Source organism: Enterococcus sp. DIV0806c (assembly GCF_051710905.1).
Taxonomy (GTDB): domain Bacteria; phylum Bacillota; class Bacilli; order Lactobacillales; family Enterococcaceae; genus Enterococcus_B; species Enterococcus_B mundtii.
On the sequence record NZ_JBIOLO010000001.1, the window covers coordinates 2,046,459 to 2,060,003 of the forward strand.

16 protein-coding genes are annotated in these 13,545 nt (G+C 36.2%); 5 read left to right on the forward strand and 11 right to left on the reverse strand.

All coding sequences use genetic code 11. The features are described from left to right. Positions 1-16 precede the first annotated feature (16 nt). The gene (locus IGK77_RS09605) at positions 17-211 is read right to left on the reverse strand and encodes a hypothetical protein (RefSeq protein WP_034687708.1); all 195 of its coding nucleotides are present in this window, start codon (positions 209-211) and stop codon (positions 17-19) included. 345 nt (positions 212-556) lie between these two features. Between IGK77_RS09605 and IGK77_RS09610 the strand changes: the two genes are divergently transcribed. Next, positions 557-706, forward strand: coding sequence for a hypothetical protein (locus IGK77_RS09610; protein WP_010735118.1), 150 nt, complete (start codon positions 557-559; stop codon positions 704-706). A 143-nt stretch (positions 707-849) separates the two neighbouring features. Here the strand turns inward: IGK77_RS09610 and IGK77_RS09615 are convergent, their stop codons facing one another. Then, positions 850-1,239, reverse strand: a complete 390-nt coding sequence (locus tag IGK77_RS09615; RefSeq protein WP_071866810.1) for a phage holin family protein — start codon at positions 1,237-1,239, stop codon at positions 850-852. A 316-nt stretch (positions 1,240-1,555) separates the two neighbouring features. Here IGK77_RS09615 and IGK77_RS09620 point away from each other — a divergent pair, with 316 nt between their 5' ends. The 3 genes from IGK77_RS09620 to IGK77_RS09630 all read left to right on the forward strand — a co-directional run bounded on the left by IGK77_RS09620 (position 1,556) and on the right by IGK77_RS09630 (position 3,537). Then, the gene (locus IGK77_RS09620; RefSeq protein ID WP_071866811.1) at positions 1,556-1,918 is read left to right on the forward strand and encodes a helix-turn-helix domain-containing protein; all 363 of its coding nucleotides are present in this window, start codon (positions 1,556-1,558) and stop codon (positions 1,916-1,918) included. A gap of 6 nt (positions 1,919-1,924) precedes the next feature. Then, a complete protein-coding gene (locus IGK77_RS09625) occupies positions 1,925-2,353 on the forward strand; it encodes an ImmA/IrrE family metallo-endopeptidase (RefSeq protein WP_019722947.1) in 429 nt (142 codons plus the stop codon). Between the two features lie 119 nt (positions 2,354-2,472). Then, complete coding sequence (locus IGK77_RS09630; RefSeq protein WP_074800825.1) at positions 2,473-3,537, forward strand: type I restriction endonuclease; 1,065 nt, start codon at positions 2,473-2,475, stop codon at positions 3,535-3,537. A gap of 422 nt (positions 3,538-3,959) precedes the next feature. On the opposite strand, the gene IGK77_RS09635 is transcribed toward IGK77_RS09630, so the two are convergent. From IGK77_RS09635 to gdhA, 6 genes are all read right to left on the reverse strand, one after another. After that, entirely contained in the window at positions 3,960-4,157 is a 198-nt protein-coding gene (locus tag IGK77_RS09635; RefSeq protein ID WP_019722950.1) for a cold-shock protein, read from the reverse strand. 213 nt (positions 4,158-4,370) lie between these two features. Further along, positions 4,371-4,763, reverse strand: a complete 393-nt coding sequence (locus IGK77_RS09640; RefSeq protein ID WP_071868102.1) for a hypothetical protein — start codon at positions 4,761-4,763, stop codon at positions 4,371-4,373. Between the two features lie 205 nt (positions 4,764-4,968). Next, positions 4,969-5,427, reverse strand: a complete 459-nt coding sequence (locus IGK77_RS09645; RefSeq protein ID WP_260697619.1) for a GNAT family N-acetyltransferase — start codon at positions 5,425-5,427, stop codon at positions 4,969-4,971. A 352-nt stretch (positions 5,428-5,779) separates the two neighbouring features. Next, entirely contained in the window at positions 5,780-5,977 is a 198-nt protein-coding gene (locus tag IGK77_RS09650; protein WP_019722950.1) for a cold-shock protein, read from the reverse strand. 570 nt (positions 5,978-6,547) lie between these two features. Next, on the reverse strand, positions 6,548-7,894 hold the full coding sequence (locus IGK77_RS09655) for a glucose-6-phosphate isomerase (RefSeq protein WP_074800827.1): 1,347 nt from the start codon (positions 7,892-7,894) through the stop codon (positions 6,548-6,550). 111 nt (positions 7,895-8,005) lie between these two features. Beyond that, entirely contained in the window at positions 8,006-9,355 is a 1,350-nt protein-coding gene (gdhA, locus tag IGK77_RS09660) for an NADP-specific glutamate dehydrogenase (protein WP_074800830.1), read from the reverse strand. 112 nt (positions 9,356-9,467) lie between these two features. Here gdhA and IGK77_RS09665 point away from each other — a divergent pair, with 112 nt between their 5' ends. Next, positions 9,468-10,727, forward strand: a complete 1,260-nt coding sequence (locus IGK77_RS09665) for an NAD(P)/FAD-dependent oxidoreductase (protein ID WP_071866814.1) — start codon at positions 9,468-9,470, stop codon at positions 10,725-10,727. Positions 10,728-10,839: 112 nt separating this feature from the next. Here IGK77_RS09665 and ybaK read toward each other — a convergent pair whose 3' ends face one another. From ybaK to IGK77_RS09680, 3 genes are read right to left on the reverse strand one after another with little or no spacing between them, the layout of a single operon-like run. Beyond that, the gene (ybaK, locus tag IGK77_RS09670) at positions 10,840-11,325 is read right to left on the reverse strand and encodes a Cys-tRNA(Pro) deacylase (protein WP_010735105.1); all 486 of its coding nucleotides are present in this window, start codon (positions 11,323-11,325) and stop codon (positions 10,840-10,842) included. Positions 11,326-11,345: 20 nt separating this feature from the next. Continuing rightward, entirely contained in the window at positions 11,346-12,101 is a 756-nt protein-coding gene (aroD, locus tag IGK77_RS09675; RefSeq protein WP_071866815.1) for a type I 3-dehydroquinate dehydratase, read from the reverse strand. Between the two features lie 16 nt (positions 12,102-12,117). Continuing rightward, positions 12,118-13,287 (reverse strand): class I SAM-dependent rRNA methyltransferase, encoded by a 1,170-nt coding sequence (locus tag IGK77_RS09680; protein ID WP_074800833.1) that lies wholly within the window; start codon positions 13,285-13,287, stop codon positions 12,118-12,120. Between the last annotated feature and the right edge of the window lie 258 nt (positions 13,288-13,545).

A 13,545-nucleotide genomic window follows, 5' to 3' on the forward strand; every position in this document is an offset into this window, starting at 1 on the left:
ACACGTTTTATTTAGTTTATCTTTGCTTTGATTCCTTAATAGCTCGAACGACTGCTAAAACAGCAGGTATAGCAGATATAACTGCTAGAAAAATGCTTAATTTACCAGAATTTTTTCTTTTTTGCATAGCGATTCGCCCCCTTTCTTTTATTATAATGAAGTTTGCGAAATATCTCAAAGCAAGTGTTTGCTCAACGCTTTCAATTTTCACTATTTTGATTCCTGTTTTGCTATTATTCCAGTCATTTCAACCCAAAATATGACAATTTTGTTTGAACATTATCCCCCACTGTTCGTGAGTCCAAACCAAAAAAGAGATACACTGGGCTTAAAGAGGTGAATAATGATGGTCTATATTCAAACTGGTATATTTATCTTATTAATGATTGGATTATTGATGGGAATTTCAGAGAATTAATTTCAAGTAAACTAGCAACAGCTATCTTATAGCACATTGATTGCCCAAATTTTAGAATGGTGCTAAACTTAAGGTGTATTCGGAAGTTTTATGAAAAATTTCATGAATACACAAATACCAATGAAAGGAGAAATATCTATGACATTCACAAAAACAAGCATCAGCTATCGTGTAGCATTTGATAGTTCAACGAATCGCTTCATGGCAATCGATGCAATGAACGAACAACACATCGCTTATGGGATCACCATTGAGCAAGCAGTAAAAGCGCTACACGAATCTAACTAAGGAGTGTTCCCTTTTCATGTCAGCTGATAATTCTATAGAGAATTAAAAGACGTTTTTGGCTAAACGAGCCATAGAAACGTCTTTTTTGTTTGCTCCAAATAATAAGAATATCCTTGCAGTACTTTTTAAGAAAATCCTCTCGATCATTTTTTGTACTTCCCCTGCTCCTCTGAGAAATCACGCCATTTTTTCAAACGTACTTTAACAAAATCAGGTACAGGTATTCCTAGTTTCCTTAGATTTTCAATAACAGACAAGCCATAGATGGCAGAATACGAGAACACCAAAGCAATACCAATTGCTTCAAATCCTGTAATCTTTAGATAGGGATAAGCAATCATAACAATAAGGAAAATCAGTAAATATTTGATCACATCTTTCATCACAGAACGTTTAAATCGTTTCTTTTTCCCTGTTTTCAGACAGATACCGCTAATAAAATCAAGACATAGAATCAATACAAAAATCTGAATGTACACATTATTTACAAGATTTCTAAACTCATTCAATACCACAGCATTCTCTACAATCATTTTGCTCACCCTCCACTTTATGGAATACCTAACCTTTGTTTATCCTTACCCATCGCAACCTGCTACTACATTGTTAATTAGAATTCAATGTTCATCATCTTTGACACCAAATAACTTTTAAGCTATTATAAAGTCATTAGAAATAAAAAGAATACGCTTTATCTTAATATGATCGATTGAAAGAACTTTTAAGTGACTGTATTCTTCACTTTTCAAACAATTGAATCAATCTATAAGCAAACTATAATAGCTTAAAAGCTAATTGTCAACTATAATAACTTTTATGCTATCAAAATATCAAGAAAGGTGGTTCCTTATGACACTCGTTGCGCGAATCAAACAATTAGCAGAAGAAAAAAACGTAACCTTTGCTGAAGTCGAACGTGCCGTAGGAATCTCTAATGGCCAGATCAGAAGATGGGATCGTGTTTCACCAAAGTCGGAAAATTTAAAAAAAGTTGCAGATTATTTTGGGGTAACAACTGATTTCTTATTGGGCAGCAACCAAGCGCCGAAATGGGCAAATAAAGATGATTTATTTGAGTTAGACAAAATGCTCAATTCAAATGTCAACATGGCGTATGGTGGAGAAACTTTGACAGAACAGGAAAAGCAACGTGTAAAAGATGTATTGACGGGACTTTTCTGGGAATTTCGAAAACGCGGCAAAGAGAAGTGAGCATATATGGAGATGGATATTATCAAACTAGTAAGCGAACTGAAGCGTACCTATGATACCGCCAATCCTTTTGTGATTGCTGAAAAATTAGGAATAGAAATCAGATATGTTTCTTTTCTCGATAATCCAAAAGGACAGTTTCAAGAACTATTAGGCTCCCCTATTATTTTATTGAACAACTCACTGAAAGAATCAGAAGAACGTTTTTACATTTGTGCCCATGAACTTGGACATGCTTTGTTCCATCGGGAAATATCTAGTTACTATGTGTCCTCTAGAAATTCAAGAAGCAAATCTGAAAGCGAAGCCAACTGCTTTGCTTCGAATTTGATCGTTTCCTTGTACAAAGAAGATACGGAAACTTACCCAAGAGAAGTGGAAGAGCTGACAAGACTTTATGGCCTTCCAGAGAGTTGTTATCGGTTTTTGATTTAATAAGTGTACTATTATTATGTTTATTTAGGACTTAGTGGGGTAAGTCCTCGATAATATAGATTTGGCGACTACTACTACCTGCCGATAAATGGGAGTAAGAAACTATCAGGAGGGCAATTATGGAATTGGAAAAGTTTCAAGATAATTTAAAACAGTTAGGTAAAAGAGTTATTGAGCTAAAAGATAGTATTGGTACAGAGGAGGCAACCAAAACATCTTTGATCATGCCGTTCTTTGCAACTTTAGGCTATGACTTATTTAACCCCACAGAATTTGTACCAGAATTTACAGCAGATGTTGGCATAAAAAAGGGAGAAAAAGTTGACTATGCTATTGTCTTAGATGGAAAACCCACTATATTAATCGAAGCAAAGTCAATCAATCAACAGCTAACGAAACATGATTCTCAATTGTTCAGATATTTTGGAACAACAACATCTAAGTTTGGAATATTAACAAATGGCGAAGAATATAAATTTTTTACTGATTTAGACGAGCCTAATAAGATGGATTTGACACCTTTTTTAACTATAAATATCACAAAAATTAAAGATAACCAGATTCCTGAATTAGCAAAATTTCATAAAGATAATTTTGACGTTGATAAAATCACAAGCTCTGCGGCAGAATTAAAGTATCTCAGTTCATTAAAATCTTATCTCACTTCTGAATTAAATGAGCCTTCCGATAACTTCGTTAAGTATCTATTAGGCGAAATTTATGAGGGGATGAAAACAAAACAGACAATAGAAAAATTTAAACCCATCATAAAAAAAGGAATGAATCAATTTATTGCTGAAAAAGTAAATGATAAATTAAGTGCAGCATTGAAAACATCAGTTATTACAGATGAAAATGAAGCTAAATCTCAATCAGACACAACAGATGAAAGTGACAGTGAAGTTATTACTACCCCAGAAGAGCTAGAAGCTTATACCATTTGCAAAGTTGTCTTAAAGGATACCATTCCATTAAATCGACTATTTTATAGAGATAATAAAAGCTATTTTAATATCCTATTAGACGACAATATTAGAAAATGGATTTTACGTGTTCGTTTTAATTCAACTGGTATGAAAATCGAATTGAACGATGAAAATAAGACGATTTATGAGCTATCCGAACCAATGGATATCTATAACTTATCCAAAGAAATGATCAACGTGGTAAATAAGTTTTTATAACCGCAAAAAAAGAAAGCGCTATTATTTATAACACCTTCTCTTTATGAGTTTGTTGTCTATTCAAAAAAAAGTAAAAAGTTATCTGTAAAAATATTATTTGTATTTTTTACAGATAACTTTTTATTTCAAATAATCTTTTCTACTTACACAGTTCACTCGGTTTTAGGAGAAGAAAAAATATTTACAGTTAGTTTTGTCTCCAGCTTACCTTTTATATATTTTATTGACTAGCGTTTTCTAACATACGCATCAATAGTACAGATTACTTGCTGACATTACTTTACCAACACATTGATGCGGCGTAACTGCCGTTGTTTTGGTGTATCTTCATTCCGTTGATGCTTTCTGTTCTAGTTTTTAAAATCTTACTATTTAACAAAAAAACCATCTCACAAGGAGATGGTTCAAATTCGTCTATTGAATTATTTATTGATATTTACTGCTTGTGGTCCACGTTGACCATCTTCAATATCAAAAGTAACTGCTTGGCCTTCATCTAAAGTCTTAAAGCCTTCACCTTGGATAGCTGAAAAATGTGCAAACACATCTTGTCCATCTTCACCAGTGATAAATCCAAAACCTTTGTCTGAGTTAAACCATTTTACTGTACCGTTATTCATATATATTTCCTCCTATTACGTAGATCATACGTGTTTTGTTGCAATTAACATTACTTGGTAAAAGGAGTTTTTATAGTGTGAATATATCGCTCAGATTACGTTTCAAATTAGATTACTTATTTAATATACCATGTATTACCTAAGAATACAAACATTTACGCTTATTCTTTTGATTCATCATTCTAGTAGCATAAATTTGTACCATTCACATTTTTATTTTGTCAATGTGTACTCAATACCATGGATCGTAATATTTTTGATAGTATCAGGCCATCCTTTGCTCTGCCATTTCTCTTCATTTGCCTGTTTTTCGATTTGATCAGCACCTTGGTTATAAAACTTCAGTTGGTTTTTATTATACCAAGGATCTTTATGTGGATTTGGACTTAATTGGTAGCGATATTTCCCTGGGTTGATTTCATATCCTCTGTTCGTACCACCAAATGACGCTTCTCTCCATTTATACTGTTTTCCTTCTATTCTCATGGTACACCCTAGAAGGTAAGTGCCACTTTGTTCCTTTGCTGCCACATCTTTACTATTCCAAAACATACTCCCACTTAATAACACAGTTATACCTAAAACAATCACTAAAATTCTCTTCATGAAAAAATTCTCCTATCAGTATTTTTGAATTCGCTTAATCTTACAAATAATATGTGAAAAACATATTGAATTTCCCATGATTTTTACTAAGAATGAGCTTACGAAAACGTCAAATCAATGTTCAATAAATACGAACAAAGATGTCTGCATACTTGTTTTACTTATTCAAACAACTGATTAATCGCTTAGTATGAACCGATCCTATTCATTCGGATCTTTCATTCATCAAATTTTTTTTTAATACCCGCATCAATCGTCCAAACCGATCATTTTCCTTAGTTATTTCCTGATATCCCCATTTTTCATATAACCCTTCATGTTGAGTTGTTATATATACACTGCCGAAACCAATTTCCTTTAGTTTATTTTCACCTGCTGTAACTAATTTTTTGCTGATATGCTTCCCTCGATATTCTGGCGCGACAAAAACAGTGGCAATGTTAGGCGTGTAGTCCTTCGTATCAATAATGTCTTTTTTTACAAGAGTACAGAATCCTACAACAGGATTTCCATCTTTTGCAATAATCACGGATTCCCAATCTGTAAATTCTTGTTTTTCCATTTTTTCTGCTATATACTTTGCTGCTTTCCATTCAAATTGACGAATAGAATGAGCTACTGAAAGCCAATCAGAATGTTCTTGGGTTATAATGACGTATTTCATATACTTTTCCTCTTTTCTAATTACTTTAAGAGCATTTGATTTTCTGATTTTACGCGTATTAAAAATAGCTGTATGTTTCAAAAACTTAATAAAGTGACAGAATAGTTATTCCTTTTTGATCGATCCATTCTCTAATGGCCAGAAGAATCATCTATTATTCTTTGAATTTTATGAATGATACAAAATTCATGTATTCCTTATCAACCACTTATGGTGCTTCTTCCTATCTCTACCTACTGATCATTAAATAATAGTTTACTTAATTTTTCAAATGTTTCCAAAATTTTCGTATCTATTCCTAATAACAAAAAAAACCATCTCACAAGGAGATGGTTCAAATTCGTCTATTGAATTATTTATTGATATTTACTGCTTGTGGTCCACGTTGACCATCTTCGATATCAAAAGTAACTGCTTGACCTTCATCTAAAGTCTTAAAGCCTTCACCTTGGATAGCTGAAAAATGTGCAAACACATCTTGTCCATCTTCACCAGTGATAAATCCAAAACCTTTGTCTGAGTTAAACCATTTTACTGTACCGTTATTCATATATATTTCCTCCTATTACGTAAATCATACGTGTTTTGTTGCAATTAACATTACTTGGTAAAAGGAGTTTTTATAGTGTGAATATATAGCTCAGATTACGTTTCAAATTAGATTACTCATTTAATATAGCACGTATCACCTCAGGATACAAATTATAACTCTCACCAACTGTTTTTTTGAGCTTATTATCTAAATAGTCTTATGTAACTTTGGTTCAATTGATATCGATACCTTCTTGAATTTATTTTGTAGATACTATCCACCTTATCCCCTTTCGTTTTAATTGAACTGTCTATTAAATAGGTTAATTTGCATTTTGGCTCTCGGTTTATTGTATTCTATCTTGAACCAAAAAATACTTTACCTAACAGATGATCGTAGCTCTATTCAAGCTAAATACTACTTTTCTTTACTCAGAGTATATTTCAAAAAGCCACTATCTAACTAGAAATAAAAAGGATGGCTAAATCAGCCATCCTTTCGTTTTGGGTACCAGAATGGGTACCACATTTTATTTCGAAGGGAACATATTTTGAGCACTGATTTTTTATCAGTAATCTAACCCCCATCTTACAGGCGTTCGTTCAATTCTTTCGCAAGGTCTTCAAACCCTGGTTTGCCTAGTAGAGCAAACATGTTTTTCTTGTAAGCTTCTACTCCTGGTTGGTCGAATGGGTTGATACCATTCAAGTAACCTGAAATGCCGACAGCAATTTCAAAGAAGTACATTGTGTAACCTAATGTGTAAGCATCCATTGTAGGGATTTTAACTAATAGGTTTGGTACATCGCCGTCTGTATGAGCTAATAATGTACCTTCAAAAGCTTTTGTATTTACAAAGTCGATTTCTTTTCCTTGTAAATAACCAAGTCCGTCCAAGTCTTCTGCTTGTTCTGGAATCGTAATCGATTTACGTGGTTTTTCAACTTTTACGATTGTTTCGAAGATATTGCGACGTCCTTCTTGGATGTATTGTCCAAGTGAGTGCAAGTCTGTTGAGAAGTTTGCACTTGAAGGGTAGATTCCTTTTTGATCTTTACCTTCTGATTCGCCGAATAATTGTTTCCACCACTCAGAGAAATATTGCATTCCTGGTTCGTAGTTGATCAATAATTCAGTAACTTTGCCTTTACGGTAAAGAATATTACGCATTGCTGCATATTGGTAAGCTTCGTTTTCTTCAAGTTTGTCGCTTGAATAAGCTTTGCTTGCATCGGCAGCACCTTGCATCAAGGCATCGATATCTGCTCCGCTTGCGGCGATCGGTAATAAACCAACTGCTGTCAATACAGAGAAACGTCCACCGACGTCATCAGGAATCACAAATGTTTCCCATCCTTCTGCGTCTGCTTCTACTTTAACAGCCCCTTTTGCTTTGTCTGTTGTAGCGTAGATGCGTTTGTTTGCTTCTTCTTGACCATATTTTTTAACAAGTAATTCTTTGAATACACGGAATGCAATGGCTGGCTCAGTCGTTGTTCCTGATTTTGAAATGACATTTACTGAGAAGTCACGGTCGCCGATCACTTCGATCAAGTCAGCAAGATAAGTTGAGCTGATTGAGTTTCCAGCGAAGAAAATTTGTGGTGTTTGGCGTTTGTCGCTTCCCAACAAGTTATAGAAGGTATGTTGTAAGAAATCGATTGCTGCACGAGCACCTAAATAAGAACCACCGATACCGATGACCACAAGGACTTCAGAATCAGATTGGATTTTCTTAGCAGCAGCTTTGATACGATCAAATTCTTCTTTGTCGTAGTTCGTAGGTAGGTCGATCCATCCTCGGAAATCGCTGCCTGCGCCAGTTCCTTCTCGTAATAATTTGTCTGCAGCAGTAACTTGACTCTGCATATAGCCTAACTCATGTTCATTGACAAATGGTGCAACTTTTGAATAGTCAAAATGAATGTGTGCCATTTTTGTTCCTCCTTAAAAGTTTCAATCTACAGATATACTTTACGTTTTTTTTTATTATTTTTCAAGCAAATATGCGAGAAGCTTCTAATATTTGCAAGAAACTTCCATTTTTTATACTAAACCTTGCATAGCCATTACTTTTGCGACTTTTTCAAAACCTGCCACATTGGCACCAAGCAAAAGATTTTTTTCGTTGCCAAATTCTTTGGCAGTTTTACGACACGTTTGATAGATCGTCGCCATGATCTCGTCGAGTTGTGCATCGACTTGGCTGCTTTCCCACACCAAGCGTTGTGAATTTTGGCTCATTTCTAGCGCAGATACAGCTACACCACCAGCATTGGCAGCTTTTCCTGGACAATACCAGATGTCTGCTTTTTCATAGACTGAAACAGCATCTAATGTGGATGGCATGTTCGCACCTTCTGCGACGATCTTCACGCCATTTTCTACAAGGATCTCTGCCAATTGTCCGTCGATTTCATTTTGTGTTGCACAAGGTAAAGCAATGTCAGCCGCTTGTTTCAATGTCCAAACCGATTCATTTTCGTGGTATTCAGCCGATGAGCGTTCTTTGGCGTATTCTGTTAAACGGGCTCTTTTGACTTCTTTTAATTCTTTTAATAGATCAAGATCGATACCTTCTGGGTCATAGATATAGCCACCTGAATCAGAACAAGTAACGACTTTCCCACCCAGTTCATGGACTTTTTCGATTGCATAGATTGCCACATTCCCACTACCTGAGACCATCACTGTTTTGCCAGCAAATGAATCTTGTTCTTCGTTCAATAGATGTTTCACATAATAAACTAAGCCATAACCTGTTGCTTCTGTGCGGATCTTACTTCCCCAGAAATCTAAAGGTTTACCTGTCAAAACACCTGCATCATATTGTTTCAATCGTTTATAGGCACCATACATATAGCCGATCTCACGAGCACCTACACCGATGTCGCCTGCCGGTACATCAATTGAAGGTCCGATATGTTTTGCCAGTTCCAACATGAAACTTTGACAAAAGCGCATGATTTCATTATCCGATTTTCCTTTTGGATCAAAATCACTTCCGCCTTTACCGCCACCGATTGGTAGGCCTGTCAGGCTGTTCTTGAAAATTTGTTCAAATGCTAAGAATTTTAAAATACTCAAATTGACACTTGGATGAAAACGTAAGCCACCTTTATATGGTCCGATGGCTGAATTGTATTGGATTCGGTACCCACGATTCACTTGCCAGTTTCCTTGATCATCTTGCCAAGGAACACGGAATTGGATCACTCGTTCTGGTTCAACTAAAATCCCTAGAATATTTTTTTCAATGTATTCTGGATTTTTTTCTAAAAATTGGATGACCGTAGGCATAAATTCATCGACCGCTTGTAGAAACTCGATTTGGCCGTCATCTTTTTGGTGAAGTTTTTCTTGTATCGCTTGTACGTATTCTTTTGCATTTGACATAGGTTCACGCTCCTTTATTCATCTGACTTTATTTTAGCTTATTTCAATCATAGGTCAAAACATTTTCTGCGAATCGTCTTCAAATATGCTACACTCTCTGTGAGGTGAGAAAATGGAAAAAACTTATGACGTGATTGTTGTTGGCGCAGGAACAAGTGGCATGATGGCTGCAATCAGTGCAGCCGAGTATGGTGCCAATGTCTTGTTGATCGAAAAAAATAAAAAAGCAGGAAAAAAATTATTGATGACTGGTGGCGGTCGATGTAATGTCACAAATAATCGCCCTGTTGATGATTTGATTGCGCATATCCCAGGAAATGGTAAATTTTTATATAGTACATTTTCTCAATACAACAATTTTGACATCATGGAATTCTTTGAATCACAAGGAGTTCACTTAAAAGAAGAAGATCACGGACGGATGTTTCCAGTGACAAATAAATCAAAAACGATCATTGAAGCGCTGGTTCATCGTCTGAATGAATTGAACGTCACGATGTTTTTTGGCGAACGTGTAGAAAAATTGATCCATAAGGACAACCAAATCTATGGTGTGCGTACTGAATTTGATGAATTTAAAGCAAAATGCGTCATTTTGACGACTGGTGGACGCACGTATCCTTCTACGGGTGCAACAGGTGATGGGTATAAATTGGTCAAAAAAGTAGGCCACACGATCACACCACTTTATGCAACAGAGTCTCCTTTGATTTCTGAGGAGTCATTTATTGCGGATAAAGTGTTGCAAGGTCTTTCTTTACAAGATATTACGTTACGTGTCTTGAACCAAAAAGGAAAAGTGATCACGGAGCACACGATGGATCTTTTATTTACCCATTTTGGGATCTCTGGACCAGCAGCTTTAAGGTGTTCCAGTTTCATCAACACTGAGCTACAAAAAACGCAGGCACCTGTAACTGTTTCTTTAGATTGCTTCCCGACGAAGTCAGTCGAAGAACTGATACGAGAGTTAGTGGAACTAAGTAAAGAATCGAAAAAGAATTTGATCAATGCGTGGCGTGGTTTTCTACCTGAACGTCTACTCCAATTTTATCTTGAACGGCTAGAAATGACCGAACTAACTGGTAGCCAAACATCTGAAAAACAAATCCAAGAATTTGCTGAATTATGTAAAAACTTTGAGCTATTGATCCATAAGACATTTCCCATCGAGAAATCTTTTGTTACTGGTGGTGGCGTTTCATTAAAAGAAGTCAATCCAAAAACCATGGAAAGCAAAGTATTGAACGGACTGTTTTTTGGCGGTGAATTACTTGATGTAAACGGGTATACAGGTGGCTTTAATATCACGGCAGCTTTTGCTACGGGACGTGTTTCAGGAATGCACGCAGCGATGCAAAGTCAATGGTAAGAGAAGAAAAGCAAAACATTGCTTGAATGAAACATCCATGAAAGGCAACGCGTGTCGTTCGCCTTTCATGGATCGATCTTTCAGCATTTGTTTTGCTTTTTGTTTGTGGTTTTTAAATTTTGATATCGACAAATGTTGCATTGGTCAACTCAGCGATTGCTTCTGGAGCAAGTTCCATTTGAAGTCCGCGTTTTCCAGCAGAGATAATGATCTGGTCATATTCTTTTGCCTGTTCTTCAATAAATGTTGGGAATAATTTTTTCATACCAATCGGTGAACAGCCACCTCGAATATATCCGGTCGTTTTTTCCAAGTCCTTGAGATGGAGCATTTCTACTTTTTTATTGCCGGAGACTTTTGCTAGTTTTTTTAAATCAAGTTCAGTGCTTCCAGGGATAACGGCAACGATCGGACCTGTGTTATTCCCCACTGCTACTAATGTTTTAAAAATTCGTGATTCACTTCCTGGCAACTGAGCAGCAACGGATGAGGCACTGATATGTGCTTCATCCCAAGCATATTCATGTTCTGTATAAGCAATCTTTTTTTGTTCTACCATACGGATAGCATTAGTTTTTACTGGTTTCTTCTTTGCCAAAATCTTCACCTTCGTCTAGCTTAATTTTCATTGAGTAAACTAATGATTTGTTTTAATTCTTTAACTGGTAATTGGCCAGGTGCAGAAGCTCGTGTCGCATCTAACGCACCGAAAGTGATGGCTGAACCTGTCACGTTGCCTGCAAGTCGAGAGACCATGCCAAGCTCACCCATTGACATAGTGACTAGAGGCATTGACACAAACGCATGAGCGCGACGAGTCAATTCCATCATCCGCAAAACATCACGTTCATTATTTGGCATCACAGCAATTTTGCCAATACTTGCACCAAAATGTTCCATCATATTCAAACGATACAGCAAGACCGGATCTGCTGGTGTTTCTTTAAAATCGTGGCTACTGATGACCAGTGGGATCTGGCGGCGGTGGATATCATGGAGCAGATCCTTTTCCATACTTTCGATTTTGAACAACTCAATATCTAGCATTTCCACTAATTCTGTGTCGATCAAAAATTTATACAGATCGTGGTAGTCTTTGATTGAAATATCTTGCGTTCCACCTTCTTCTAAGGTTCGAAAAGTCAAAAGCAATGGTAGTCTTTCTAACATTTCATAGATCAGTACTAACGTTTCCTTTAGTTGTTCTTTGTTGAAGACATCATGATAACAATCAAGACGCCATTCAGCTAAATCAGCACCGGCTTCCCTCGCCAGGATTGCTTCTCTCAGAAGTTCTTCGCGAGTTGTACCAGTCAAGGGCGCACAGACTTTTGGACGTCCAGTACCAAATCTTACTCCTTTTACTTGAAACATTGACTTCACGCCCTCTCTATTTTTTTATTTCATAAACAAATACCTTTAAATAATTTCCTTCTGGGAAAGAATCAATGGTTTGAAAATCATCAGGCAAACGATAAACACCGCTGATTTGGTACTCATACTCAGCAGAGATTAGTTCATCTTCGATCATTGCTTGAAATTGATCAATCGACACATTGGCTGCATTTGTTGAGGCAATCAGGATTCCTTCATCGGCTAAGATCGACAAGCTATCTTTCACCAATTCACCATAATTTTTGGCTACACGAAAGACTTTTTTCTTGTTCCGAGCAAAACTTGGAGGGTCCAAAACGATTACATCATAAGAGAAACCTTTACGTTGTGCATATTTAAAGTATTCAAAAACATCCATGACGATGATTTTATGGGCATCAGGTGTCAACCCGTTGACCTCAAATTGTTCACGAGTTTTTTTCAAACTTCGTTTTGCTAGATCGACACTTGTCGTTTCTGTTGCCCCACCCATAGCAGCAGCTACAGAAAAAGCACCGGTATAGCTAAACATATTCAGTACTGATTTCCCTAAAGCTAAGCCATCGATCAACGCCCCTCTGACTTCTTTTTGGTCAAGGAAAATCCCTGTCATTAGACCTTCATCCAAATAAGTGGCATAAGTCACTCCATTTTCTTGGACAAGTAGTGGTTCTTTGGCCACTTCTCCAGTCACATGCTGGCTCTCCGGTAATCGTGTTGTTTCAAAGCGAATTTTTTCGTTGATTCCGACAATTTCAGGATAAGCAGCTTGAAAAGCTTTTAATAAAACTTCACGAGCCAAATATAAGGTTTCATTGTACCAAGAAAAGACAGCAAAGCTATCGTAGTAGTCAATGATCAAACCACCGATCCCATCTCCTTCTCCATTGAACAAACGAAAAGCTGTTGTCTGCTCATCATTAAAATAGCTTGTCCTTTTTTCTTTAGCTGTCAGAAATTTTAGTTCAAAAAATGATTGATCAAATGGTTCATCTTTTTGGCTGAGTACCCAACCAATCCCTTTGTTTTGTTTTCCTAAATAGCCTTTTCCTAAAAATTTTCCTTGCTGATCAATTAATTCTACCCATTCTGTCGTTTTTTTCATTTGGACTAGATCTTCTTCTTGGATCAATGGATAGCCTTTTAAAAATTTCTTGACTGCTCTTTTTTTTATTGTTAGTTTCATTGGCTCACCTGCTTTTTCATTCTCCCTTTTAGTATAACAAAAAACACGCTTCTTGTCTTAGAGATTCCTTGTCTTGTAGGTAGTTTTCCTTAGAAAAAAGCTAAAATAAAAACTCCTTATCTCCCACTAAAACTAAATACACAGTGTTCCGAAAGTAGCTCCTTCAGAAAACATTTTGAAAAAACGACAATTTGAAGAAGGATTTCCGATTTTTCATCATGATTTTTCAGTGCTGAGCACTTCTGTCTCCCTCTTCAT

Coding starts and splice junctions, on each gene's coding strand:
- gdhA (WP_074800830.1), bottom strand. CDS start 9,355: ATGTCAAATGCAAAAGAATACGTACAAGCGATACAAGAAAAACTTCAC.
- IGK77_RS09615 (WP_071866810.1), bottom strand. CDS start 1,239: ATGATTGTAGAGAATGCTGTGGTATTGAATGAGTTTAGAAATCTTGTA.
- IGK77_RS09665 (WP_071866814.1), top strand. CDS start 9,468: ATGGAAAAAACTTATGACGTGATTGTTGTTGGCGCAGGAACAAGTGGC.
- IGK77_RS09650 (WP_019722950.1), bottom strand. CDS start 5,977: ATGAATAACGGTACAGTAAAATGGTTTAACTCAGACAAAGGTTTTGGA.
- IGK77_RS09610 (WP_010735118.1), top strand. CDS start 557: ATGACATTCACAAAAACAAGCATCAGCTATCGTGTAGCATTTGATAGT.
- IGK77_RS09625 (WP_019722947.1), top strand. CDS start 1,925: ATGGAGATGGATATTATCAAACTAGTAAGCGAACTGAAGCGTACCTAT.
- IGK77_RS09655 (WP_074800827.1), bottom strand. CDS start 7,894: ATGGCACACATTCATTTTGACTATTCAAAAGTTGCACCATTTGTCAAT.
- IGK77_RS09635 (WP_019722950.1), bottom strand. CDS start 4,157: ATGAATAACGGTACAGTAAAATGGTTTAACTCAGACAAAGGTTTTGGA.
- IGK77_RS09645 (WP_260697619.1), bottom strand. CDS start 5,427: ATGAAATACGTCATTATAACCCAAGAACATTCTGATTGGCTTTCAGTA.
- IGK77_RS09640 (WP_071868102.1), bottom strand. CDS start 4,763: ATGAAGAGAATTTTAGTGATTGTTTTAGGTATAACTGTGTTATTAAGT.
- aroD (WP_071866815.1), bottom strand. CDS start 12,101: ATGTTTCAAGTAAAAGGAGTAAGATTTGGTACTGGACGTCCAAAAGTC.
- IGK77_RS09630 (WP_074800825.1), top strand. CDS start 2,473: ATGGAATTGGAAAAGTTTCAAGATAATTTAAAACAGTTAGGTAAAAGA.
- IGK77_RS09620 (WP_071866811.1), top strand. CDS start 1,556: ATGACACTCGTTGCGCGAATCAAACAATTAGCAGAAGAAAAAAACGTA.
- IGK77_RS09680 (WP_074800833.1), bottom strand. CDS start 13,287: ATGAAACTAACAATAAAAAAAAGAGCAGTCAAGAAATTTTTAAAAGGC.